A 24623-nucleotide genomic window follows, 5' to 3' on the forward strand; every position below is an offset into this window, starting at 1 on the left:
TTCTATAGCCGCTCTTTAAGTATTCAAAAAGAATTAGCCTTTTTTAAAAAGTCCCTAAATGGAGTAGAGAACGTGTATGCTTTCTCTATCAAATTAATAAAGTTATCGCCTTCGAATTCTTCGTGTGTCAAGTTTCGGGCAACTGTATAATTTTTATACCGCAGATATTCCACAAATGGATGATCCTTGGCATATCCTTGTGGACTTGTTTTCAGTTTTTCGGTATAATTAGAAAGTCCACCAAAAAAGTCTTTGAAGGTTCTATTTTCCAATATGGTCTGTAAGGACATTCCATCGAAATCAATAGAATCTCTAATATTCTTTAAAGTTTGTTTGTCTGGACTATGATAGCCACAGCCTATAAATGAATTTTCTACGCCAATAGAAATATGTAAGGGTGAAAAACTATCTACCTTGTCCATTATTGAGAAGGTGAAAAAGTCTTTATAAACAGGCAAGTTTGGATTGTACATCCTATTGTTAGTAATTCTGGATATACAGTCTTTTGGTTTAAAATGATCAAAATAAGTTTTATCAAATTTGCTCAAAAGAGTTAATATTTTTTGAACTTCTTCAAGCCACGCATCTTTTGCAAAAGCATATCTGTCCCGATTGGCATCCATCCATTCTTTGCTGTTATTCTTGCTTAGGTCTTTCAAAAATTCTAAGATTGCTTTTTTCTTGTTCATGATTTATTGGATTAAATAAATTATTCTTATTTGTAATGCTTCACCACAGAAATCAGATTAATTTCTCAGTTTAAGATCCATCTTCACAATCCCTCCAAATCGCTTCCCATCAGGTTTCGGAGTTTTGCCACTGATTTGAGTATATCCAACTTGGCATCAGTAATTCCAATTTTAGCATTCAACAAAGACCGTTGAGCCTCCCGCAGATCAAGACTACTGGCCAACCCTCGTTCAAATCGCTCCTGAGTTCTCGAAAAATTATCGTTGAAAGTCGCAAGATCATTTTCTTGCCGAATTAGCTTGGCTTTCAAAATCAAAAGTTGACTTTGTTCCTTTACTGCTTCTTTAATCAATTCATCCTCAGTTAATGAAGCTTGAGTTTGGGAATTTTCAATTTCAATTCTTGAATTTTTGATCTTATTCTTGACCCGGCTGCCATCGAAAAGCAAAACATTGAGCGATAATCCAGCTGTGTATCCCAGTGTTTCCAATTTTTTCAATTGCTGAGCATCATTTTCCTGACGGAAATAACCGTAGTCCGCAAATGCGTTCAACTGCGGATATTTAGCCGATTCGGCTATTTTAAGTTGATTCATTGCGGCTGAAATATACCCGTCCGTGATTTTCAATTCCGGATTATTTCGGACAACCAATTCTTTCAACTCCGAGGTTTCAATTAATGGCGGGTCCTGAAAATTCACTGACACCAGATAGGCTTCCTCCGGAGCTATTCCCATCAGAAAGTTCAGTTCTTTGATCAGGTTGTTTTTGATCAATCGGACATCATCCAGCGCATTCAATTCCTGATTGATATCCGTTTGCGCAGCCAAAGACAATGCGCCTGTGACCTGTCCAAATTCGATCTGATTTTCAATTCGCCTTAATTGCTCTCGACTTATAGCTACGTTTTCGATCAACAGTTCTTCACGACTTTGCAGCTTTGCGATATCATAGTATAGATTGGAAACCCCAAGGATTAATTCATTCATCACCAACTCTTGCTGGTACCGACTGATGCTTTGCTGATTTTCCAGAAGCTTATAAGTGTATTTCCCTCTAAACCCTCCAATCAATAAATAATCGGCCCTGATTCCTGCGGATAGTGTGGTGGATTGTACGCCATCTTCTTCAATGCTTACCAAAGGAGGATTTTCCTGAAAAGTCCGGATATCGATGTTAGCCTGATTTTCACCAAAAACCCCATTACCTGCCAAACTCAAAGTTGGCATAAGACCGGCATTGCCCTTGAAAACATTATTAACAGAGATTTGCACTAGATTTTTTTGAATCTTAAGTTGTTTGTTATTGGCAATCGTAAGGTCAACTGCCTCCTCCAAAGTCATCAATGGTAAGCCAGAGTTTTCCTGCCCGAAAACGGCTAATTCAAAACCCAACAATAGAATTCCTATAAACAGTATTTTTCGCATGATTGATTAGGCTAGTTCGTTTTTGATTTCTTTCAGGACTACGTCCAATTCTTCCGGTGCTTTATCTGAATTTCTATTCCTGATGTGGTAAAGTTTTACTTTCAACCTGTTGATTAGCAATAAAATAGAAGGCAATAAAGTAAGTGAAAGCACCAGACCGAAAATCAAACCATAGGCGATAGCAATTGCCGTAGGCTTGATGAATTGTGCACTGACAGAATTGCTCAAAAGCAGGGGTGCCAATCCAAAAACCGTGGTAATAGTAGTCAGTACAATAGGTCTAAATCGGGAAATAGCAGCCTCCAAAAGGGCATCTTTAATTTTCATCCCTGCTAGGAGGTTGTCATTGTAAGTGGAGACGAGTACCAAACCATTATTGATCAAAATCCCCCACAAGGCGATCAATCCCAAAAAAGAAAAGATGCTGACTGGGATACCATGGATAAATGTGCCCCACGCTACGCCAATGAATGCAAATGGCAGAATGGAGAGAATCGCTAAGGTTTTACTGATTGAGCGATAGTTCAACAGCAAAATCACCACAATCAGAATAAAAACCAGTGTAGTAGGTCCCTGACTGGAGGCCTGAGTTTTTGAAGAAAGTCGTGCCTCACCCTCCAATGTGTAGCGAATGTTCGGAAATCGACTTTTAATTTCTGCCAAAACTCCTGCTTCTGTATCTGCCAAAACTCCGGGAACTGAAACCATCAAATTGGCAATGTCTGCTTCCACTCGGAGTTCACGGACTCCAGATTGGTGATTGATTTCTGTGACGTTGGTTTTGTATTCAAAATTTGCCAATTCACTCATGGGGTAGGAAGAACCATTTGGCAGAGACAATCGCATATTTTCCAGATCACGAATTGACCTGCGATCTTCTACATCATATCGTACCCAAATTTTGACCTCCTCATCATTCCGCTGAAGACTTTGGGCTTCCAGGCCGAAAAATCCTTTTCGAATCTGATCAAAAACCTGTGCCTCAGAAAAGCCAAGCAGTCGGGCATTTTCCTTCAATGTCATTTCTAATTCAGGCATGCCTTGTTTGTCTGTATCGGTCACATCTTTTAGATCATCCCTCGTCTCCAGATACTCCCTGAGCATGGTTTTTGCCACTCGGAGATCCTCGGTATTTTTACCGATCAAGGCAATGGATACCGGTTTACCGAAGGCAGACAGACTCTTGTATGCCAAATTTCTCGCTTCCGGTATTGGACCCACTTTTTCCCGAATTTTGCCCGCCACGACATAAGAAAGAATATTTCGCTTGTCTCCTTCAAGCATATAGATATTCAAAAAGCCCTCATTGGATTTGGGACCGATAACCTTTTCCACAAAGTTGACCACCTGAAGCGAGTCAGATCGCTGGGCTGAATATTCAGCGTTTACTTCCCACACAGCTGCTTCGATTCTGTCGAGCTTTTCACGAACAATTCGCTCATCCGTTCCCAAGGAAAGTTCGATTTGAGCGGTGACCATGTCCTGATCAATATTTGGGAAAAAGGTACTTTTAATTAATCCTGAACCCAAGGCCATGACTGTCAACACCATGATGCTAATTACTGCCAGGATTGGGATAATGGGAAATTTCAAACTACCTCGGATCACTTTAGAATAGAAGAAATCTCTGAAGCGGATCAATGAATTATTGGTAATCTGAGTCAGTTTCCAAGGTTTATCATCTCTTCTCAAAGCTTTTGATCTAGCGATGTGAACCGGAAGAAAAAACAAGCTTTCCAGCAAAGCGATGAAAAGGGTAGCACAAACTACAAAGGCAACATCAGAGAAATAATCCCCTAATTGTCCGTCAAAAAAGAAGAAAATGCTGAATGCGAAAGCGGTGGTGATCAATGAGGAAACAATTGCAGGGATCACCTCAATCGTTCCTTGAATAGCCGCCTGAAGTGGGGTGAGGCCTTTCATGAATTTCTCATAAATGTTCTCTGCCACTACCACACCATCATCTACGATCACTCCAAGAACTATAATTGTCCCAAAAAGCGAAACCTGATTGATCGTGAGATCATAGAAATAGCTAAGGGTAAACATGCCCAGAAGTGCCACAGGAATCTTAAAGGCTACCCAGAATGCTATTCTTGGATCCAAAAACAATCCCAATACGATCAGAACAAGTAATATACCCTGCCATGCATTGTTTTGAAGTCTGGCAATTGAGTCACTCAATGGGATTCCCCGATCTTCGATAATGACGATCTTGAACAGGGCATTCTTGGAATTGAAATCTTTTACGTATCGATTGAGGATTTCTGCATTTTGAAGAATATCCTCTTCGCCGCGGCTAAAAACCTTAATAATAACGGCCTGCTCTCCATTGACAAAACTCTGGTCAGGCTTATTAGCAAATCGATCCTGCACCTGAGCCACATCTTTGAGATAGACAACCTTGCCATCAGGAGTGGCTTTGATTACAGTATTGAGCAGGTCTTTGGCATAATAATTTCGACTATCCAGCCTGATTAAGATTCGCTGCGAACCTGTTTCCAGTTCACCACCTGAAGCTTTGAGATTGGTTTGACTAATCGCCGAACTTACTTCATCAAATGTCAGCTGGTAAGCCCGAAGGTCATTTTCACGAACCTTGATTTCAATTTCTTCCTCGGGATAACCACTGATAAAGATTTGAGAAAGACTGGGATTGAGGATCAATTCATCCTTAACCTCCTTCGCATAATCTTTTAAATTCCACAAAGTGCCTTCACCCACTACCGCAAGCGTCATGGTGTAATTCAAAATCTCTTCTTTTGTAATTACAGGGACATCCAATCCACGGGGAAATGTGGTAATGCTATTTACCGCATTGTTGATATCCTGAAGGACTTCATTTCTGTCGGCTTTTTCCGAAACTTCGATTCTTACACTGGCGAAACTTTCTGTAGATGTTGAAGTCACCCGTTCGATCCCTTTAAGACCTTCCAGTTTTTCCTCAATTTTATTTACCACATCTTCTTCTACTTCCTGTGGAGAGGCACCTCTGTAGACTGCATTGACGAGGATAAAATTCACCGGCTCCGGTGGCAGAAAATTTGACCGCATTGTTGATAAAGAGATCAATCCCACCACGAGGATCATTCCTATGAGAATGTCCACTGTCCTAGGCTTTTGTGCTAGTAATTCAATAATCTTCTTCATCTTACAGCGCTACTTTTTTTCCGACCATTGGCTGTACAAATTGCGTGAGAATTACCTGATCGTTTTCAGCAAGTCCTCTGACCAAAGTAGAATCCTGAAAAACCTGAACCATTTCCACCACTTTGCTTACAATAAGATTTTCATTAAGCACCAAAACACTGCGATCTCTATCCAAGGCAACATTTGGGATTACAAAGACATCTTCATAATTCGCAGATGAAAATTGCCCTCTGAGGTACATCCCAGGAAGAATATTCTGCCCTGCAATCGAAAAGTAAACTGGGATATTTTGAGTCTGTGCATCTACAGTTCCCCCTATTCGGATCACAGTACCGATCCAGCTGCCCGAAACCTCATTACTTGTAAAGCTTATTTTGTCTCCGGTTTTGAGTTGGGAACCGATCTTCAAGGACACACCGGTTTCGATCTCAAATTGATCTGAAGAAATAATAGTACCCAATGTCTGGCCCGGAGATACCAGGCCCCCTACATCTATCATGGATTGGGTGAAAATACCATTGTAAGGCGCGTATATGGTGTATTTTGAAAGTCGTTCTTCCTGAGCTTTAAGACCAAAATAAGAAGTGTAAATTCCTCGGGATGTAATAAAAAACTGTTCAGGTTTAGATTTTGCTCCCGGAAGCTCAGCCAAAGGAGCCTCCAAGTCAATATTTTCCAAATAAGTCAGCCAAGCCTGAAAATTATCTGAATAATCCGATTTCAAATCTGGCATTATTCCGGTTAAAGCATTCAAAAAAGCACTTTTTTGAGCTTTAAGATTCAAAGAAAATTCTCTGGAATCTATCGAAATAAGTTTATCCCCTTTTCTGAATTTGTTGCCTGCTTTCAAGGTAATAGGATTTGGTAAAATCAATCCCTGTACTTCAGCAAAAAGCTGGGTCTGGTTCTTAGCGATCACCCGACCACTGATCAGTTCTTCAACTTGTTTGGACTTGGAGTTTACCTTAAGCAACTGCAGCTTGGATTTTTCGATTTGGCCCAGTGTTGCCAAATCTATTTTTTTGACATTTGCCTCCGATGCTTCTTCTTCTTTTCCACACGAGAATAGAAGAAGCGAAAAGAGTAAAAGGATGAGTGAGGTAGTTGTTGATTTCATTTCGATGATTTTTTAAAATCAGAAGTAAGTAGATAAGAGTGGTAAGGAATTTTTATTTTCAAATGATATAATGACTAACAGTCATTTTTGTTTAAAAAAATTAATTTCATGTGTTTATAATTTGTTTTTTAAGGGCCACACCTGCCTGCCGGCAGGCAGGTGGAATCTTCGCATATTTTAAAGTCATCCCTTCATACCTCTCTAGGTCATGCTTGATTTTTTAACCCAGCCGTAATAAGTTTTGCAAAATCATTGATCAAATGTTGCTGGTTTAAAGCTTTGAAGTCTGGAATCAGATTCTTCTTATTTTCAATGAATTGTATCATTCCGACGGTACTTGACCAGATGATAAAATCAATGAATTGCGCCGAAACCGAGGTAGTTATTTCGCCGGAACTTTTACCCTCTTCAATGATCCTTTCAATAAAAACCTGCAATTGCATGCTTATTTCCATGTATTGCTGCTTTTCATTTGCATTGATATCCGCTCTTTCAAAATAATTTAACAGGCCATAATACTGAGGGTAGCTTCTATAAAATTGGTAACAGGATTTAATCACCGACTGTATCTTTTCAATACTGGATTCTATCCCGACTACAGAGCTCTTAAAAGAAGTAAAGAGCATTTCCACTGATTTGACAGACATTTCAGCGAAAAGGTGATCTCGGCTTTTGTAATATTTATATACTGTGCCTTTCGCGATTTGGGCATGGGAAATGACCTGATCGATTGTAAAATTTTCAATTCCTTCTTTGAGTAGAACTATTTCTGCAGCTAGAAGAATCTGTTGTCTGCGGGATTCAGGCGAGTGATGCTTGTTTTTCTTCATAATGACTGTTAGTCATTTTATAATCAACGTGAAGAAAAAAGGTTTAAAAAATTTCTAAATATTTGTTTTGAAAGATTGTGATTTCATGTGTTTATAATTGATTTTTAATTGCCACACCTGCCTGCCGGCAGGCAGGTGGAATCTCGCATTTCGAATAATCATCCCAGTGTGTGACTTTTTAGTCATGCCTGTCTGCCTCAGGCAGGCTTGATTTCATGTGCCTTCCAGCATTTTCATTGCAATTTTTACGTGGATCGCACCTGAAACCAAAACCCTTTCCTTAGAAAGAAATAGAAATCCATTGCAAGAAATGAAGGCAAAATATTTTGCTCAACAACTAATCAGGTGTTTGAAAATCAGGGATTTTTAGTCTAAAATCATTGCCCCCTCACTTCGAATGATACTTCCTCACCAATTCCATCACCTTATCAAATACTTCCGAATTTTCATAAATTCCTCTGAACATATCAGAGTGCGGTCCGTAAGCAAAAATCGGAACCAAAATACCCGTGTGATCATCGCTATGATAGGCGAGTTCAACTTCCCCATTCTTCAAATTTCCCTGAGGAATAGAAACTCCCCCTGTCTCATGATCTGCCGTGATGATCAATAATGTACCCGGATTTTCGTCCGCAAACTGCATCATATCCCCAATCACCTGATCAAAATCCAACATCTCAGTGACAATGGTCGAAGTGCTATTAGCGTGCCCCCCGGAATCTATCAAAGAGGACTCGATCATTAAAAAAATTGGTTGATTTTTACCTTGGAGAAAAGTAACAGCGCCCAAGGCACTTGTACTCAAGAAATCTCCCCTGCCCTTTTCTATGGAAGGAACAGAACCTGGGGCCGAAAAATATCCAACCCGCCCAGCCTTAGAGATCCCTATCTGATCCAGTTGATCGAGTAGGTCAAACCCGCTAGCCTTTAAATTGGGCACTTGACTTTCAAAGGCTTTTTCACCTCCTCCAATAAATAAATCAAGTTTGCTATTCGGTAAATAACCAGCAATTTGATCGGAATCGTCCCGCTCATGATGATGCGCATAAAATGCGGCCGGAGTTGCACCGGTCATCTGATCGGAGGTTATTATTCCAGAGGTAAAATGGTATTCAGCTAGAACTTCAGGAAGATTTGGAAGTGCGGTGCCTTCCGGGCTCATTCCCAGAGCTCGATTGTTTGCTTTTTTGCCTGTGGCAAAAGCAGTACCTCCAGCTGCCGAATCCGTCGTAAAATCATCCGCTGCCTGGGTTTTGATCAATCCCATATTTTTCAATTGGGCCAGATTTAAGTTTCCACCATTTGCAAAAAGTCCTGCGGAAATCTGCGCTAAGCCATTTCCATCACCAATAAGTAGAATGATATTTTTCACCGCCAATACCTTACCATCTGATTCAAAAGTCGGTTGATAAACAGAATGCTTGATATCATTGGCATACACATTTCGAGAAAGTGTACTCAGATAACTTTGAGCGATGGCAGGCTGATCCGTATTGATGTAGTCCACGCCCATGTCATAGAATGCTTTCCAGGCTGACTTACTGTCGGGCGAAGCCCAAAATCTAACTGGTTTTTGAAAGGAATGAACCAACCCTATAAACTCCTCCAATTTCACCTTCTCGGATTCGACGATTCTACCTTTACCATTCCAAACGGAGAACTGTCTGAAACTCAAACTCACCATTCCTATCTTTTCCCAAGGTAGGTCGGCGGTCAAAATCTTGCTTTGGTAGTCAAAAAATATCCACTCCGGATACTTAGTGTAGTCTTCAGGCATGGGACGATTTCCTGAGATGATCAATTTCAATCCATTGGGATTTTGTTTGGAAAAAAGAATTCCCTCAAAATCAGCCACATCTTTCACAATAGCTTCCAGGGTACTGTAGGCTTCGGTTTTGCTGTCTAATAAAAGATGAAAATCAAACCCTTCGATCATCCCTAAATCGACGGCCTTCTGGATAGGCTCAAAGTAAAGTGTGCGAAGGGTCCGCTCAGGTTTGATCGTTTCTTTCTCATGAGCAACCATCAGTTTGCCATTTTGTAAAATGACATCGACTTCAATCGAAGCAGCGCTAGCACCAAAAGCCTCCCAAAAAGGCACATTCCGCAAGTAGTCGTTATGAGAATGGAGTTTGAAATCCTGCTGGGCAAAAAGCAGAACCGGAAATAAAAATACGGTGGCGAAAAAGGCTTTTTTTAGATTCTTCATTCACAAAAATAAGGTTGAATGTTCAAATATCAGGACTTAAGTCTCGCTTTTCCGATGACTTAACAAAAGGGTAAAATCGAGGAAACATCCCAAAAACGGTAACATAAACTTGACTTTGAGTTAAATTAAACCCGGCTTCAATCCACCATCTTTCCAATTGATAATAATCATCATGAACTACTTCAAAATTTTAATTCTGGCAGTCCTCCTTGTTTGCTGCATTCCCTCATTTGGTCAAAAGCTCAATGAAACTCAAGTCATCGGAAGCCACAACAGCTACAAAAGTGCCATGCCAGCTCCCATTTTGGAATATCTGAACAAAATCAACCCAACGGCAGCGCAAACTCTGGAATATGTGCACCTACCGCTTTCCGAACAGTTGAACTTAGGACTTCGAAATCTGGAACTCGATGTCTTTCATGATCCGATGGGAGGGAAATATTCCAATCCTAAGGCACTGGAAATGCTTCCCACAGGCACAATTTTCGACACTAAAAAGGAACTCGAGGAACCTGGGCTCAAGCTTTTTCATGTGCAGGACCTCGATGTTCAATCTCATCACCTACTTTTCAAAAACGCACTTTTAGAGTTGAAATCCTGGAGCGATCAGAATTCTGATCATCATCCCATATTCGTTTTGATCAACGCCAAAGACGGACAAGTTCCGATGACTATCAGTCCACTGTCTTTTACAGGAACAGCCTTGGATAGCATCGATTTGGAGGTTCGGACATATCTTGGAATGGATAAACTGATCACTCCTGATCAAGTCAGAGGGAAATATGAATCATTGGAAAAAGCTGTTTTGGCTGGGAACTGGCCGAAAATAGACGCAGTAAGAGGAAAATTTCTTTTTGTACTGGATGAAAATGAAGAAAAAATCAGGCGATATCTCGGCGAAAAGCCAAAACTCAAAAATGCAGTCCTCTTTGTTAATTTGAAAGAAGGAAATCCGGAAGCAGGCTTTAGAATTATAAATGATCCCATCTCCAACGAAAGCTACATTCAGGATTTGGTAAGAAAAGGATACATCATCCGAACTCGTGCAGACTCCGACACCAAAGAGGCCCGTACAGGTGACTATACCAAATTCGAAAAGGCGAAAGCTTCAGGTGCGCAAGTCATTTCCACCGACTACTACGTTCCATCTAGCCTGTTTCCCTCCGACTATTCGGTGAACTTCGAAAACAAAACCTTCGAGCGGGCTAATCCAATCCTAAATCAAAAGTGAAGTACTCCTATCTTATTCCTGCACTTCTGAGTTCGGGAATTTTGTTATCCTGGCCTCAGGCACCACTTTTGGCGCAATCTGGACTGGAAGCTAAAGTGGCTTTTTTGGCAGATATCCATTTACAGGATGTGTATGGAGATTTCCAATCGGATGATTTTCAAGGGGTATTCAATTCTCGAAATGGCAAGTTTGCCACCATCCGCACAATGGAAAGTCAGCTGAATTCCACGCGCCTTTTCAATGAAAATTATTTTGCCCTACTTGCAGCGCTGGAGGATTTGAGAAAGCGAGGAATCAAGCTTGTCGCACTTCCGGGTGACTACACCGACGATGGTCAGCCAATGAATATTTTGGCTTTGAAAAGGATCCTGCAAAAGTATGCTGATCAGCACGGAATGCGTTTTTTCATCACTACGGGAAATCATGATCCGGTTTCACCTTTTGGTGGGCCCGATGGTAAATCCGATTTCATGGGAGAAAATGGGCAAAACCAAGCGGTTTCTAGTGATCCTAAAAAAGCTGTCCAAAATAATAGTGCCATAAGTCCTCAGGTCAAAAACTGGGGCTATTTCGAGATCTGTGAGGAATTAAAAGGCTTTGGATTCAGTCCTGGCGAGCAGGATTTATTCTGGACACATCCATTTATGCCTTTCGATTACGAAGGGTATAATTTTCAAAAAATCAGCAATGAATCATCCATCCGAACCCGGCTTTTTCCGGATCCTAAATCAGGCTGGATGCTACCCGACGCCAGCTACCTAGTCGAGCCTGTGGATGGGCTGTGGCTTCTGGCGATTGACGGAAATGTGTACACCTACACAGGTAATCCAAATCAATCAGATTCCACAGCTTGGAGTGGTTCCAGTATTGGTTTCAACTTAGCATCCAAAACAAAGCAGCACCAACTGGACTGGATTAAAAAGATAAGCGAAGAAGCCAAAAAGCGGAGAAAAACGCTGGTTTCATTCAGTCATTACCCTCTGACGGACTTTCATGAGGGAGCCTCTGAAGAAATGAAGCAACTCTTTGGAGATGGAAAATTTCAATTGAGCAGAGTTCCCGAAAAGCAAGTGTCCGAACTCTACGCAGCCGCTGGAATTCGGGTGCATTTTGCAGGGCACATGCATATCAATAATACAGGAAAGTGGTATGGCGATGAGGGAGAAGATTTGGTGAATATTCAAGTGCCGTCACTCGCAGCCTTCCCTCCTGCTTACAAAATCATGAATCTAGAATCAGAAAATATCATGAAAGTACAAACTCATCTTTTGCAGAAAGTAGATCGATTTGACGAGTTTTTCGATCTCTACAAAATGGAGCATCAGTGGCTTAGCCAGAAAACGGATACCAACCGCTGGAATTTGAACGTATTGGAAGCTAAAGATTATGAAGAATTCACGCAGTTTCACCTTCAGGAATTGATCCGATTGCGGTTTTTGAAATCGGACTGGCCAAGTGAGTTGGGGATTTTGGTGAATGGAATTTCCCAATCTCAAATCGAAAAATGGATTGATTCACCTTTGGAAGAAAGAGAAGACCTGCTGAACACTTTTTTAAAATCCATCAAAAACACCGACCAAAAAGGGGAACTTATGGAGGACTTCTATTTCATCAAAAATGGGGGCGATCTTGGCAGTAGCAAAATTCCCGTGGCACGAATGGATCTGTACAGAAGTTTGAGTAAGAAAAATCTAAAAGCCGAGGGTGGACCTTTGAGTGCTCAGTTCTCTGATTTTCTGAGGATATTCGGAAGACTTAGCGATGGACTTCCTTCTGATGACTTCTTTATTGACCTTCAGGATTTGAGTGTGAAGAAAAATCCGCTATCAGTCTGCTAAATTAAAAAAATTCTACTTTCAATCCTCCAAATTCCTAATCAATTCCTTAATTTCTTTGTCTGAAATTGAAGACCTTTCTGCTTTCGTAAAAATAGCGATTAGAAATATGGTGGATTGTGAGTAAACAACATAGGTGATAACCCTAGCCGATCCGGATTTTCCCTTTTTCATACTGGAAATCGGAACCCTTACTTTGAAGCAATTTTTGTAGATAGGATCACCGAGAGAAGGTTTTGCTAAAAGCTCCACCGCTACTTTGTCTAGGTCTGCCAAAATTGAAGGGTATTTTTTCTTAAGTCTTTTTAATTCCCTTCCGAAGGTTTTCGTAAAGGCTAATTTATAAGTCATTTTCCATTGCTGAAAAGGATGAATAAGTCTTGTATTCTACCTTTCCTGTTTCCATATCCTTCGCTTCTTGGTAGCCTTCCTTTATGTCCGAAAGAATTTTATCTTTTTCCAGAATATCCTCTGCAATGACTAGAAAACTAATTTGCATAGCATCAAGCATTGACTTTACTAGTTCAAGTTTGGATTTATCTGTAGGCTCAATTAAGATTTTTTCCATAATACAATTTTACAAATTTAGGAGTATAGTTCAAAATTTCTAAAAACCAATTGTCAAAACTACCAAATCCATAAAAAAGCCGAACGGAATCCGCTCGGCTTTTAGGTTTATAACCAATTGAGTGTTTTAATAACCAGGATTTTGCACCAAGAATCCCTCTATGTTTGAAGCTCCATCGATTGCTCTTTGTGGAACAGGAAATAGTCGCTTGTTGACATCTCGATCATTCTTCTCTGTCCAGCTGTCTTCGTATTTTCCAAATCTGATTTGATAAGTTCTTCTGAGACCTTCCCAATACAATTCAAAGCCAGACTCACGGAAAAGGGTATTCAAATCTATGGAAGTCAATGGAGCAGGTCTCTGAGCTGGACGAGCGCTTCTTGAGGTTCGAAGGGTGTTGACATCGGCAAGTGCTCCAGCATTATCGCCTTTTCTCAACTTAGCTTCGGCACGCATAAGATATACTTCACCTAATCGGATCAAGACAATATCCACACTACTGTTGCTGCAGCAGTTTGGAGCAGTTCTGCTGAATTGATATTTAGAGAATCGATGTCCTGTATTGTGAAGACTTCCTTCATTGGAAAAGTTTACCTGAAAGGTATGATCTACATAACGGATATTCGCCCCGCTGCTTCTTCTGTTAATCACAGGGTAGATTCGCACTTTACCATCCGGACATCTCAAGATATTTCCACCTGCATCTCTTCTGGGACCCCAAATAATGTTTCGAAGGATTCCGCGGTCAATCTCGAATTCTTTGGCATCTACGCAGTAATAATGATCTGCATCGTTGGTGGGATTTACACCGGCAAGGTTTCTAAGGTTTGCAGGAATCTTAGTGTTTTCTTGAAAGAATCGGGCATCCGCGACAGCAGGATCCACATTTCCATAAGCATCGTACCAAGTTTGAATAAAGCTTGGGGTAACCGCTACCGCGTCCGTACCCCTTGTATTGGGAAATTCAGGTCTTGGAATCAAATCTCCGGAAATAGACCAATATTGCCATCTACTATGTTCGGTCTGAAGTACTCCCCGCTGATCAAGTGAAAAGATGATTTCCTTATTAGTATTGTTGTCATCATTGAACAAAGCGAAGTATTCTGGTGACAAGGTATAGCCTGCGTTTATTACACTGTTCGTGTATTGGATAACTTTGTCCATGTCCTCTGCTTTGAAATTCGGAGTTCCGTATGGATCACGATAGACAGCAGCATTCAAATACAGACGAGCCAACAATGCCTCCACTGCTGACTTATTCATTCTACCCGGACCATTTGAGTTGCTGATCACATTGACAACCGAAAGTAGTTCGGACTCGATATGATTGAAAGCTTCTTGTCCTCTGAGAATTTCTGTTTGCTGTGATGAGCGTTCTTTTTTGAAAATAAGTCCCCAGTTATCCAATGCCAACATATTCAGGTAAGCTTTCATTGCCACCATCTCGTAGAGTGGATTTTGGGCTCTTGTATTACCATTTTTCACTTCCAATCCCAATTGTTCCTGTGCTGCCACTGCTCTTGACAAAGCCAAGGTGATAAAGGTCCACGAATCCCCGACCAAAGAATTGGTGGGTGTCATAAGATGCTGGTGTACGGCAATAAATTTACCCCCATCAAACCAGTCCGTGCCACCTCGATATGGAAGAATTCCCTCATCAGAAGCGACTTCCTGAAGGCCAAAATTAGTAGTGTGTAGCCACACCTGACGCAGCATACCATACACAGGTGCAATGGATCCGCTTACAATTTCAGCCTGTCCAGTTCCTGTCAGCGACTCATCGAGAATTTCTTCCTCTAATGTCGTACAGCTCAAAAAGGCAAGTAAAAAGGCAGCTGTTGTTAATAATTTATTGAAATTTATAGTTTTCATTTTTATCTTATTTTCTGGAAGATTTTGACTTATCTATTTTTTTAGAATGTTAAATTCAAATTAACCATGAATGTCCTAGCCCTTGGGTAGGTGAACCGATCGATACCAAAGGTCTGAATACCACCCGAAGTAGCTCCTGTATTGACTTCAGGGTCAAATCCGGTATAATCTGTGATCACAAATAAATTTTGACCTGTGACAGAAAGTCGGATATTTTGGAATGAATTATTCATTCCGATCAGGCTTGGGCTCAAATTGTAACCAAGGGTAGCATTGTTCAACCTAAAGAAAGCTCCACTCTCCAAGAATCGGGTAGAGACTGTATTGGAATTGTTGAAGGATTCTCCCGGGAATTGGGTTGCAAAATCTGTCGTGTTGTTGGATCTGGAAAGTTGAGCCTTGGTGAAAAGGGACATGGTCGTGTGGTTATAGATCATATTTCCGGCTCCCCCGTTGAAGTTCAGTCCTAAGTCAAAATTCTTGAATCTGAAATTGGAGTTGATGCCGTAGATTATTTTAGGAATAGCACTTCCCACCACACTTCGGTCATTGTCCAAGATTTCTCCATCTCCGTTGATATCCACAAATCTGTTCAAGCCATTTTCTGCGATTCCATCAAACTGGAGCATATAAAATGCTCCGATAGGTTGATTGTTGATGTAGCCATTTATGGTAGCTCCCGTTTGGCCTGCACCCTGAGCTGCTCCGGTTGTCAAAACCGAATAAGGAGAATCTTTTACTTCATTTTTGATGAATGTGATGTTTCCACCTATTTCATACGAGAAAGCACGCTGTGGCTTACTGCTGTAATTCAAAGCCAGTTCAAGGCCACTGTTGAAAATCTTCATACCATCGATATTATCCCAGTAAGTCGAAGTAGGCTGAATTGGATCTGCCGGAACTACTTCCAATAGGATATTGGAGGATACTTTGTTGAAATAATCCACAGTTCCGGACAATCGATAATCAAATAGCGCAAAGTCAAATCCTATATCAAATTGAGTCGAAACCTCCCACTGCAAATCCGGATTTGCCAGACGGGTAAAAACAATTCCATAGGGATAGTCATCTAGTGTCCTACCATCCGTATCAATAGGGTATGTGTTCAAACTACCGGCACCCGTGGCCAATCGATCTTCGGAAAAACTTGCCTTGGTAATTTTGGAAGGAATCTCCTGATTACCTGTTTGGCCCCAGCTGGCACGGAGTTTCAAGTTGTTGAAACCGGAGTTGGCCATAAAGCCCTCTTTACTCAAATTCCAGCCTGCTGCAAATGAAGGAAAGTAGCCATATCGATTATTCTCACCAAACTTGGAAGAGCCATCTGCACGGAAGGTGGCAGTAAACAAATACCGCTCGTTGTAAACGTAGTTTAATCGGCCAAAAAACGATTGTAATTCATTCCGAATTGCAGATGCATTGATTGTCGTAGGGAATTCACCGGTGCTGTTTTGGTCCTGATATCTCGGTTCGATATTGTTAGCAGCAAATCCTCTGGCAGAAGTGCCTCTGAATTCGTCCAAAAATGTCTGATAAGAATGACCAGCTAATACTGTGAAATTGTGACTATTCTTGTTCCAATTATAGTTTAAGGTATTTTCCACCAAGGTATTGGTATTGGCAGAGGTCAATTCCTCCAAGGTGCCAATATTAATATTAGATTCATTAACTACTTCTTTGAATGGTCTATTTTGGATAAATCTACTAGTGTTGGAATAATCCACCCCAAGATTTAGTTTGTAGGTAAGTCCGTTAAAAATTTCGAAAGAAGGAGAAATCGTTCCTAAAATCCGGTTGTTTGCTGCATCATCACTGAAGAGCTCATATCGCTTAAGCGGATTCAAGGCATTGGTATTAAGCAAGGTCGGTTCGCCATCGGTAAAGGCAGGAATTGTAGGATTCAAGTACAGCATATCGCTGATCGTGGATCCGATATTTGGACGTAAGTTCTCTGTATGGGCTGCTGTAAGATTGTAATCAATAAGAAGCCTTCCCTCAAAGACTTTTTGATTCATATTCAGCTTCCCTGAATAGCGCTTCAAATTGCTGTTTTTCAAAATACCCTCTTGGTTTTGATACCCAAGGGAAGCGAAATAGGAAAATTTCTCGATGTTGGCTCCACTCATGGATAAATTGTAATCCTGAGATAATGCTACCTGAGTCAATTCATCCTGCCAATTGGTATTTCCTCCAAAATCCTCCAAGGCTCCACCTACTGCCACTACCTGACGACGAAACTCATCTGCCCCAAAAACATTGATTTGATTAGCCATGGATGACCAAGCAGTAGATGCAGACAGATTTACCTGAGAGGTACCCGCTTTACCTTTCTTTGTAGTAATTACGATGACCCCATTGGATGCTCTTGAACCATATAGTGCGGTGGCGCTGGCGTCTTTCAATACATCTATACTTTCGATGTCATTGGGATTTAAGAAGCTGAGCGGGTTGGTGGCAACTCCTGTGCTGGAGTTATCCAACAAAAAGCCGTCAATAACATAGAGTGGCTGCGTTCCTGAACGCAAACTTCCAATTCCTCTGATAATCACATTTTGATTTGCTCCAGGTTCCCCACTAACAGAAGTGATGTTAACTCCTGCAACTTTTCCCTGCAAAAGATCCACTGGGTTAGAGATTACTCCTTTATTGAAGTTTTCACTTTTAACGGAACCAATTGCACCTGTCACATCAGATCGCTTCTGTGTACCGTAGCCGACTACAACGATCTCGTTTAGTTGCGAGCTTTCTGGGTTCAGTTGAATAGAAAGCGTTGATTGCCCATTTACTAATACCTCTCTCGGTGAATACCCTAAGTAAGAAATCACAAGAATGGCATTCGGATCGACATCAAGCGAAAATTTCCCGTCAAGATCTGTAATGGTCCCGTTTGTTGTTCCTTTCACAAGAATTGCTGCTCCGGGTAAAGGTGCTCCTGTCTCATCTTTGACAGTACCGGTGACTAATGCCAAGTCTCTCATATCCGAAGGCGCAGGTAAGGCCATAGCCTGAACTCCTACAAATCCCCATGATAAAAAGACCATACTGCAGACTATGCGTAATCGGTGCATTTTTCGTGTCTGCCCAAGAGTAAAATTTCCCATATTTTAAAAGGTTTAAAAGGATGTCTAAACCTCAAAATTAGATGCTGGGAAATGCTTGTAAGCGTAGTAAAAATTAATTGATCATGAAGTTACTTCGAGTAAAATTTTAAAAAACCCCTTCGATGTTGAACAATAATTCAATTTTGCATTAGGGAATTGTTAACATGAAATGCCCATGATCCCATACGCACGTGATCACACAGGGTATGATTATTCAGGGCATTCCATGTGACAATTAAAAAACAATTTATAATCATATGAAATCGAGCATGACCCAAAGCGACACACAGAGGGATGATTATAATGCATGCGAAGATTCTCCCGAATCGAGTTCGGGACAGGCTATATGGCCTTTAAAAATCAAATTATAATCATATGAAATCAAGCATGACCAGAACGTCACACACTGGGATGATTATCCACCATGCGAAGATTCTCCCGAATCGAGTTCGGGACAGGCTATGTGGCCTTTAAAAATCAAATTATAATCATATGAACATCTAATCGTTCACTATTCTGCCGGAAAGCAAATTTAATAACTCCTTTGGGTTGGATGCCTACCTACCCGCAAAGGCAGGTCAGGTGACAGATGTTGAGAAAGTCAATTGACTGAGAAATAAAAAATTCAGGTCAAACTTTTAGATAAAATCTCTCTATCAGATCTCAGAATTTCTTCTTTTCGATCATAAAATAAATTCTCGGCAAGTTTGAATTGATGAGCTTCTGATTCAAAAAAATGCATCATATAGCCGGCTGTATTTGGAAAAACTATCAAATCTCCCACCTCCGGAAATTTTTCAAACTTCAATTTGCGCTTTAGTATTAGCTCCTGCTCTAGACAATATTCACCCACAAGAAATCCATAACAAGTCTTTTGCTTTTTATCGTCGGACTTCAAGCAGATATGAATCGGATCAAGCAAAAAATCAGCACTCGAACTTCGAAGTTGGGAGCGGTTCATTTCCAGACCTATCAGAAGTTCTCCTGAGGTATCCCACTTCCTGAAAACGACAGCAGCGACTGTCACGCCTGCTTGATCAACCAAGGATCTTCCCGGTTCTATCCTTAGCTCGAGGTTGCGTTGTTTTATTAATTTATGGATTGGCTTGTGGAAGATTTCAGAGTCTGATTTGAGAATTCTGTCCAAAAAAAGTTCTCTATAGTTGGCGTTGGAATAGGGATATACTAGCGGTTCACCCTGGATACCGATAGCTGTTTTAATGATCCCCAAAGAATCGTTTTGATACGTTAGCGGAGATCGTTGCCCTTGCACGGCTAGTTTCAGTTCACTTTGAAAAGCTTCCCATTGTGAGTGGTCCTTCAAGTAATTCACCAAAAAACCTCCTCCTATATCCAGGGAGTATGTCATTATTCCCTCATTTTGGAGCCTATCTATCAATTCAATACATTGTTCGATAGCAGCGACTCGCTCATCTACCGCATATCCGTTGAGGTGGAAATGGAGCCCAATGTATTTCAGCAAGCCATCTTGCCGGTGTAACTCCTCGATTAAATCTTGCGCTTCATTCATTGAAAACCCAAATCTGGAATGCAATAGCTTTTGATTTAATATAAATCCTGACACTCGGATGACTACTGTAACTTCCTTCTGCATTTCTTGGGCAATGTGATTTAGGAGTTGGTATTCATCCCTGTTGTCAATGACCACAGTGACTTGATTTTCGACTGCCAATTCAAGGAGTTTTCTGTTTTTTACAGCGGCTGTCACCAGTAAAGCCTTGGCAGGAATCCCAGCATCGAGACATTGTTTCAATTCGCGAAAACTGGCTGTATCTACTCCTTGACCATAGTCGAAAGCCTTTTTTGCCAATGAGATGCATTTATTGGCTTTTCTTGCAAAATAAATACAGTGATTCAATTCGTATTTTTGAAATACTTTCTGAAAGCTCTGGATATTTTCCACAAAGGGCTCCAGAGAATGGATATTAATTGGAGAATCTTCCTCCTTAATCCGCTTTGCCAGCACCTCCTTTTTTTTTAATAGATCTTTTACCCATGGGTGAATGTGGGGTGTCAGTGGCAGGAAACCAGTATCAGAATGAAAGTTCATTTTGAGTATATTTTAACTTTATGAATTGATTAAGAGCAAATTCAGCCCAAGGTTTTGCCAGATTATTTCTGGTTCTCGATAGAGAATCATTGTCCAACAAAACCCCTTCGGTATTGCTACCATAGAAAAAAATGGCTGGGGAATTCGGTGAATTAACTGTTGTTTGACCACTGATATCCATGCTCACACAGCCCGGCAAATAGCCTTCATTTGAGTAGGGTTCAATTAGATTAGTCTCCAAAAGTTGCCGGTATAAGGGAGAATTTTCCTTTTCGATCTGAGGTCTAGCTACTCTGGCATCAATTAAAAAATCAATGTTTTGAGTGGCTTTTCCTGAGGTCAATACGTATCCATTTTGACTATTTATAGTCACTTCTACTCCGGCTCCGACATCAAATTGGATGATTCCAGCTTTGGCAAGTGCCAGGATCTTTTTCATGTTTTCCACCGGGGGACCAAAACTTGTCCGGTTAAATGCCCCTAATAGCGAGTGGTCAAGTTTCCGCTGTGAATCACCTGTAAGTCCGCCATGTGAGTAAACTTCTCCAACCAGGGATACTGCTTCCCTCCACACAGCCATGGCTGCAAGAAGAGGACTATTCAGCTCTCCTTGTTTTGATTTAATCACCACATTTTCCAAAAAATCCAGAATAGTTTGATGCCTATTTCCACCACCCTCTATCATCCCAAAAAGAAGTCGGTGGAGATCGAATTTTTCAGAGGGATGAATATCGGAAAGGAAAATGTCAATAGCCTCGGGATTTGCAGTGCCAATCAGAGTTCGGTAATATGCGAATGATATTTCCCTTTCTATCAGCGGGAGAATTTCTTCGAAAAAATCAACTTTTCGCAAATCATGATCTTTTCGGAATTCTTGCAACCACTCTTTATTCAGAAACTGAAGCTGATATCTCCCGGAACCGAATGCAGCGGTTCTGGGAAGAATGGGCTGCCCACTTCTTGAAAATGGATAAATAATAGGTTCTCTCCCACTGGGAATGTAGTCGCCATTTTCAACGAAAGCCCCTCCTCTACCTTCTGTCAAGTGTAGCGAGATATCGATGAATGTTAATCCCATTCCGGCTATTCCTACCCTGCTTCCAGGTTCGATACTATCCAACCGATCCGCTGTCCAGACTCCGGAGAAGTAGGTTTTGCTCTGAAGGAAATTTTCACCATCATTTATCAAACATGAATTGGAATAACAATGACCTGTAGTCATCAAAATATTGTCCATCGGAAATGGAAATTCTCCCCTTGATAATCTCAGCCTGAATCCATCGCATTCCTTAATTTCTTGGACAGAGTCTACTAATAAAAAGAGTTTGACATGTGCAGGAACAGATTTGATCACCCGGCAGGCAACTTCCTGAAGGTACCGGCCCACCAATGCTCGGGAGGCGAAATCTGTCGGGCGTACATGTGAAGAACAGGTAGTCATACTTTTCAACCATTGGACCAGATTCGGAAAGTCTGTATCAACAGATTCTTCAGTGTCTCTATTCCATGCGTCTATTTGGCCAATACAGGTATTTATCAAAAGATAGTCAGGCTGGTGAGGATCGAAATTCGGTCCACAGCCGAAGTTGGTGCCTTCATTAAACCAATAGATCTCAATAGCCTCCTCCAGGTCCACTGTTGCCAAGGAATTCAGAAGGGTGTCCAGTGCATATAGACCCTTTGGTCCACCTCCAATAATTCCGGTACGGAAAATTGACTTGTCCGCAAAATCCGGGAGAGATTGGCTGAAAATGTACTCATCAATAAAAGTCTCTGCCTGATTTATTTGGGAAGAAATATTTTTTGAGTTCCAAATCATAATTATACCATTTCGTTTACTACTCCAAATTTTTCCTCAACCCATGAATCTGAAAATATCGTATCCATGTATCTTTCTCCGCTATCTGGAAAAAGAGCTACGACTGTAGAATTTGCGGGGATATTAGGTAACATCTTTTCTAAAGCCATCACAATCGCTCCCGAGGATCCTCCCGCCAAAATACTCTCCAGATCAAGAAGCATTTGGCAACCTTCGATGCACGCTCGATCCGAGATATGTATCACATCGGCAACTTGGTTTCTAATCAAAAAATCCGAGGGTCTGCTGGCTCCCATTCCCGGAATAATCCGAACATTAGGTTCACGACCGAACACTACACTGCCTTCAGCATCTACCGCGATCAATTTTGGGAATTCATTCCTTTCAGCTGCGGCCTCGGCAAATCCTCTCAACGTCCCACATGTGCTAGTGGCTATAAAAATGTAATCCGGTGCCTTTCCGAGGCTTTCGCATATTTCCCTGTAGGTTTCAACATGCGCCAAAGGACTGTTGAAATTATGATACTGATCCGGACAAAATGAATTGGATTCTAATGAAAGCAGTTCCTCCACCTTTTCCAACCGGCTTTTTAAATAGCCGCCCATTCCATCATTTTGATGCACCTTTACTATTTCAGCCTGGAAGGTTTTCAGAATCTTTTCTGTCAAAGGATTGATATGTGGATCGGTCACAAGGATCAGCCGAAGTCCATAGTAATGACAAATCCTGGCCAAACCAATCCCCATATTTCCAGAGGTAGATTCAATTATGGTTGTGTATCCATTGATTTCGCCACTTTCTATGGCTTTGGTAATGATATTAAAAGCCGTGCGGTCTTTGATACTTCCTCCCGGATTAAACATTTCCATTTTACCATACAATTGGATCGATGCGGATGAAAAAAGTCGCTTCAATAAAACCAAAGGCGTATTTCCGATACAATCCAAAATTCCGAATGGCGTTTTTTTATCTGTGACAGATGAATTGAATTTACTCAGCACTGAGTTTTTTGGGCTTTCCTTTTCCATAAGCTGGAAATTTGCAATCGCCGTGCTATAGCTGTTCTAGGTTTAGTATTGATTTAGTTTTGCTCTTCACATACCATCTAAAGTGCACTGAATTCATTTTAGCGGCCAACTCTATTTTAAAAATATAACCAAAGCCAAAATCATTGATATAGAAATACAGGATAAATGTGGCGTAGAAACCTCATTTTGTGGTTTCTGAATGAATAATTGGACCTTAACGAAATGCTTTTCGTTGTAGAAAGAAAAACGGAAAGCAATGTTTCTCCTATTAAAAAATTTTTTAAAAATCACTTTAGAATAACTATTCCAGAAAAATGATTGAGACTATAAAAGCAGGCCAATCCATTCCATTATACCTAACTAATAATGAATAAAAGCATCAAAAGTATATTCCTTATTCTCTTTATCACTTTAGCAATGGCATCCTGCAAGCGTCAAACTTTAGGGATTTTTTCTCCAAAGACAGAAAAGGAACGCTACATGCAGCAATTGAAAGCCTCCAGGATCGATAATAGTATTATGGGCAGAAGATGGTTTGCGGCCGGTGCTGAAGCGCTGGAAAATCCACCTCAACTTGAAATTCCGGCGGCAGTCCGAGGCACGTTCAAATCAAAGTCTGTAGAGGCAAATGCCTGGCAACTGAACTTACAAAAAGGCGCGACGCTGCAGGTTGCCCTTAATTGGGAAAGTCAGGATAGTAGCAGAGTTTTTATAGATATAATCGAGGCCCAATCCATGAAAGAAGAGGTGGCGATAACTTCTTTTGATCGTGCGATAAAATTTGAAGCGGAGCAGACAGGAATTTATTTTATTCGGATTCAGCCTGAGCTTATGGCAGAGGGACATTTCAACCTGATTATTGAAAACCGAACCACGTATGGGGTTTTTCCAGTGCAAGGTAAAACCAGCGCAGCTATTCAAAGTTTTTGGGGAGCAGGAAGAGATGGAGGAGCCAGAAAACACGAGGGAATTGATATTTTCGCCAGTCGCGGAACTCCCGTCATAGCTCCTGTTTCAGGGGTGGTGGGTTCTGTCAAAGAGACCGGACTCGGAGGAAAGCAAGTTTGGCTTCGGGATACGAAACGGGGTTGGAATCTGTATTTTGCGCACTTAGACAGTCAGACCGTGAACACCCTTCAACGCGTTAATCCGGGCGATACGCTAGGTTTTGTAGGCAATACAGGCAATGCAATCACCACAGCTCCTCATCTACATTTTGGTATTTACAGCCGAGGGGCTTTTGACCCCTACCCAGTGGTAAAGGATAACTATACCCAAGCTGTTACTGGTAATTTATCCCTAGAACATAAGGTGATGCTGGTAAATTCTACTACGGCAAATCTTCGACTAGGACCTTCTACGGCATTTGCCAGTTTGGAAAAACTCTCCATTTCCACTCCGCTAACTATAGAGTCTGCCGTTGGCACTTGGTATCAGGTGCGTAGTCCTTCAGGAATTAAAGGGTTTTTGTCTGCAAGCCTGCTCCAAGTACCGAAGGAAACAGCAATATCAGACAGTGCCGCTTATGGTTTCCGCGATCCATTTACAGCACCGTCTGACTCTATTTATGTGGCCTTGGAGAATTTTGTCAAAATAGGTTCATATCTCGACTTTGATTTGATCAGGGATGGGGATGAAAATCTGTATTTTATTTCGAGCAAGCGAGGGAAATAACA

General features: G+C 41.1%; 15 protein-coding genes. 3 read left to right on the plus strand and 12 right to left on the minus strand.

What is annotated here, in order from left to right:
- Positions 1 to 23: 23 nt before the first annotated feature.
- From ACK4HU_RS05960 to ACK4HU_RS05985, 6 genes are all read right to left on the minus strand, one after another.
- On the minus strand, positions 24 to 689 hold the full coding sequence (locus tag ACK4HU_RS05960; protein WP_409804261.1) for a DUF2461 domain-containing protein: 666 nt from the start codon (positions 687 to 689) through the stop codon (positions 24 to 26).
- A gap of 83 nt (positions 690 to 772) precedes the next feature.
- Positions 773 to 2116 carry a TolC family protein gene (locus ACK4HU_RS05965; protein ID WP_409804263.1) on the minus strand — a complete coding sequence of 448 codons (1344 nt, stop codon included), beginning with the start codon at positions 2114 to 2116 and terminating at the stop codon, positions 773 to 775.
- A 6-nt stretch (positions 2117 to 2122) separates the two neighbouring features.
- Positions 2123 to 5266: an efflux RND transporter permease subunit gene (locus tag ACK4HU_RS05970; protein WP_409804265.1), complete on the minus strand. Its 3144-nt coding sequence runs from the start codon at positions 5264 to 5266 to the stop codon at positions 2123 to 2125.
- Position 5267: 1 nt separating this feature from the next.
- Positions 5268 to 6383, minus strand: a complete 1116-nt coding sequence (locus tag ACK4HU_RS05975) for an efflux RND transporter periplasmic adaptor subunit (protein ID WP_409804268.1) — start codon at positions 6381 to 6383, stop codon at positions 5268 to 5270.
- Positions 6384 to 6589: 206 nt separating this feature from the next.
- Positions 6590 to 7213 (minus strand): TetR/AcrR family transcriptional regulator, encoded by a 624-nt coding sequence (locus ACK4HU_RS05980; protein WP_409804270.1) that lies wholly within the window; start codon positions 7211 to 7213, stop codon positions 6590 to 6592.
- Positions 7214 to 7601: 388 nt separating this feature from the next.
- Positions 7602 to 9422 carry an alkaline phosphatase gene (locus ACK4HU_RS05985; protein WP_409804272.1) on the minus strand — a complete coding sequence of 607 codons (1821 nt, stop codon included), beginning with the start codon at positions 9420 to 9422 and terminating at the stop codon, positions 7602 to 7604.
- Between the two features lie 172 nt (positions 9423 to 9594).
- Here ACK4HU_RS05985 and ACK4HU_RS05990 point away from each other — a divergent pair, with 172 nt between their 5' ends.
- Both ACK4HU_RS05990 and ACK4HU_RS05995 read left to right on the plus strand, forming a co-directional pair.
- Positions 9595 to 10653 carry a phosphatidylinositol-specific phospholipase C1-like protein gene (locus tag ACK4HU_RS05990; protein ID WP_409804274.1) on the plus strand — a complete coding sequence of 353 codons (1059 nt, stop codon included), beginning with the start codon at positions 9595 to 9597 and terminating at the stop codon, positions 10651 to 10653.
- Positions 10650 to 12491, plus strand: coding sequence for a metallophosphoesterase family protein (locus tag ACK4HU_RS05995; RefSeq protein ID WP_409804276.1), 1842 nt, complete (start codon positions 10650 to 10652; stop codon positions 12489 to 12491). Before ACK4HU_RS05990 ends, ACK4HU_RS05995 begins: the two co-directional genes overlap by 4 nt.
- A 337-nt stretch (positions 12492 to 12828) precedes the next feature.
- Here the strand turns inward: ACK4HU_RS05995 and ACK4HU_RS06000 are convergent, their stop codons facing one another.
- The 6 genes from ACK4HU_RS06000 to sbnA form a co-directional block, all read right to left on the minus strand.
- Positions 12829 to 13056 (minus strand): hypothetical protein, encoded by a 228-nt coding sequence (locus tag ACK4HU_RS06000; protein WP_409804279.1) that lies wholly within the window; start codon positions 13054 to 13056, stop codon positions 12829 to 12831.
- A gap of 126 nt (positions 13057 to 13182) precedes the next feature.
- Positions 13183 to 14928 carry a RagB/SusD family nutrient uptake outer membrane protein gene (locus ACK4HU_RS06005; protein ID WP_409804282.1) on the minus strand — a complete coding sequence of 582 codons (1746 nt, stop codon included), beginning with the start codon at positions 14926 to 14928 and terminating at the stop codon, positions 13183 to 13185.
- A 41-nt stretch (positions 14929 to 14969) separates the two neighbouring features.
- Positions 14970 to 18029, minus strand: coding sequence for a SusC/RagA family TonB-linked outer membrane protein (locus ACK4HU_RS06010; protein ID WP_409804284.1), 3060 nt, complete (start codon positions 18027 to 18029; stop codon positions 14970 to 14972).
- 625 nt (positions 18030 to 18654) lie between these two features.
- Complete coding sequence (locus ACK4HU_RS06015) at positions 18655 to 20100, minus strand: alanine racemase (RefSeq protein ID WP_409804287.1); 1446 nt, start codon at positions 20098 to 20100, stop codon at positions 18655 to 18657.
- Positions 20084 to 21919: an FAD/NAD(P)-binding protein gene (locus tag ACK4HU_RS06020; protein WP_409804289.1), complete on the minus strand. Its 1836-nt coding sequence runs from the start codon at positions 21917 to 21919 to the stop codon at positions 20084 to 20086. The genes ACK4HU_RS06015 and ACK4HU_RS06020 overlap by 17 nt, the downstream gene beginning before the upstream one ends.
- Before the next feature lie 2 nt (positions 21920 to 21921).
- On the minus strand, positions 21922 to 22947 hold the full coding sequence (gene sbnA / locus ACK4HU_RS06025) for a 2,3-diaminopropionate biosynthesis protein SbnA (RefSeq protein ID WP_409804292.1): 1026 nt from the start codon (positions 22945 to 22947) through the stop codon (positions 21922 to 21924).
- Positions 22948 to 23313: 366 nt separating this feature from the next.
- Here sbnA and ACK4HU_RS06030 point away from each other — a divergent pair, with 366 nt between their 5' ends.
- On the plus strand, positions 23314 to 24621 hold the full coding sequence (locus ACK4HU_RS06030) for a peptidoglycan DD-metalloendopeptidase family protein (protein WP_409804294.1): 1308 nt from the start codon (positions 23314 to 23316) through the stop codon (positions 24619 to 24621).
- Positions 24622 to 24623 lie beyond the last annotated feature (2 nt).

The sequence above is a fragment of the Algoriphagus sp. genome, assembly GCF_046296635.1.
Lineage (GTDB): Bacteria > Bacteroidota > Bacteroidia > Cytophagales > Cyclobacteriaceae > Algoriphagus.

Bases quoted from the DNA above. Each gene is read 5' to 3' on its own strand.
- sbnA (WP_409804292.1), bottom strand. From the start codon at position 22,947: ATGGAAAAGGAAAGCCCAAAAAACTCAGTGCTGAGTAAATTCAATTCA.
- ACK4HU_RS06020 (WP_409804289.1), bottom strand. From the start codon at position 21,919: ATGATTTGGAACTCAAAAAATATTTCTTCCCAAATAAATCAGGCAGAG.
- ACK4HU_RS06000 (WP_409804279.1), bottom strand. From the start codon at position 13,056: ATGGAAAAAATCTTAATTGAGCCTACAGATAAATCCAAACTTGAACTA.
- ACK4HU_RS06015 (WP_409804287.1), bottom strand. From the start codon at position 20,100: ATGAACTTTCATTCTGATACTGGTTTCCTGCCACTGACACCCCACATT.
- ACK4HU_RS06030 (WP_409804294.1), top strand. From the start codon at position 23,314: ATGAATAAAAGCATCAAAAGTATATTCCTTATTCTCTTTATCACTTTA.
- ACK4HU_RS05985 (WP_409804272.1), bottom strand. From the start codon at position 9,422: ATGAAGAATCTAAAAAAAGCCTTTTTCGCCACCGTATTTTTATTTCCG.
- ACK4HU_RS05975 (WP_409804268.1), bottom strand. From the start codon at position 6,383: ATGAAATCAACAACTACCTCACTCATCCTTTTACTCTTTTCGCTTCTT.
- ACK4HU_RS05970 (WP_409804265.1), bottom strand. From the start codon at position 5,266: ATGAAGAAGATTATTGAATTACTAGCACAAAAGCCTAGGACAGTGGAC.
- ACK4HU_RS05965 (WP_409804263.1), bottom strand. From the start codon at position 2,116: ATGCGAAAAATACTGTTTATAGGAATTCTATTGTTGGGTTTTGAATTA.
- ACK4HU_RS05990 (WP_409804274.1), top strand. From the start codon at position 9,595: ATGAACTACTTCAAAATTTTAATTCTGGCAGTCCTCCTTGTTTGCTGC.
- ACK4HU_RS06005 (WP_409804282.1), bottom strand. From the start codon at position 14,928: ATGAAAACTATAAATTTCAATAAATTATTAACAACAGCTGCCTTTTTA.
- ACK4HU_RS05960 (WP_409804261.1), bottom strand. From the start codon at position 689: ATGAACAAGAAAAAAGCAATCTTAGAATTTTTGAAAGACCTAAGCAAG.
- ACK4HU_RS06010 (WP_409804284.1), bottom strand. From the start codon at position 18,029: ATGGGAAATTTTACTCTTGGGCAGACACGAAAAATGCACCGATTACGC.
- ACK4HU_RS05980 (WP_409804270.1), bottom strand. From the start codon at position 7,213: ATGAAGAAAAACAAGCATCACTCGCCTGAATCCCGCAGACAACAGATT.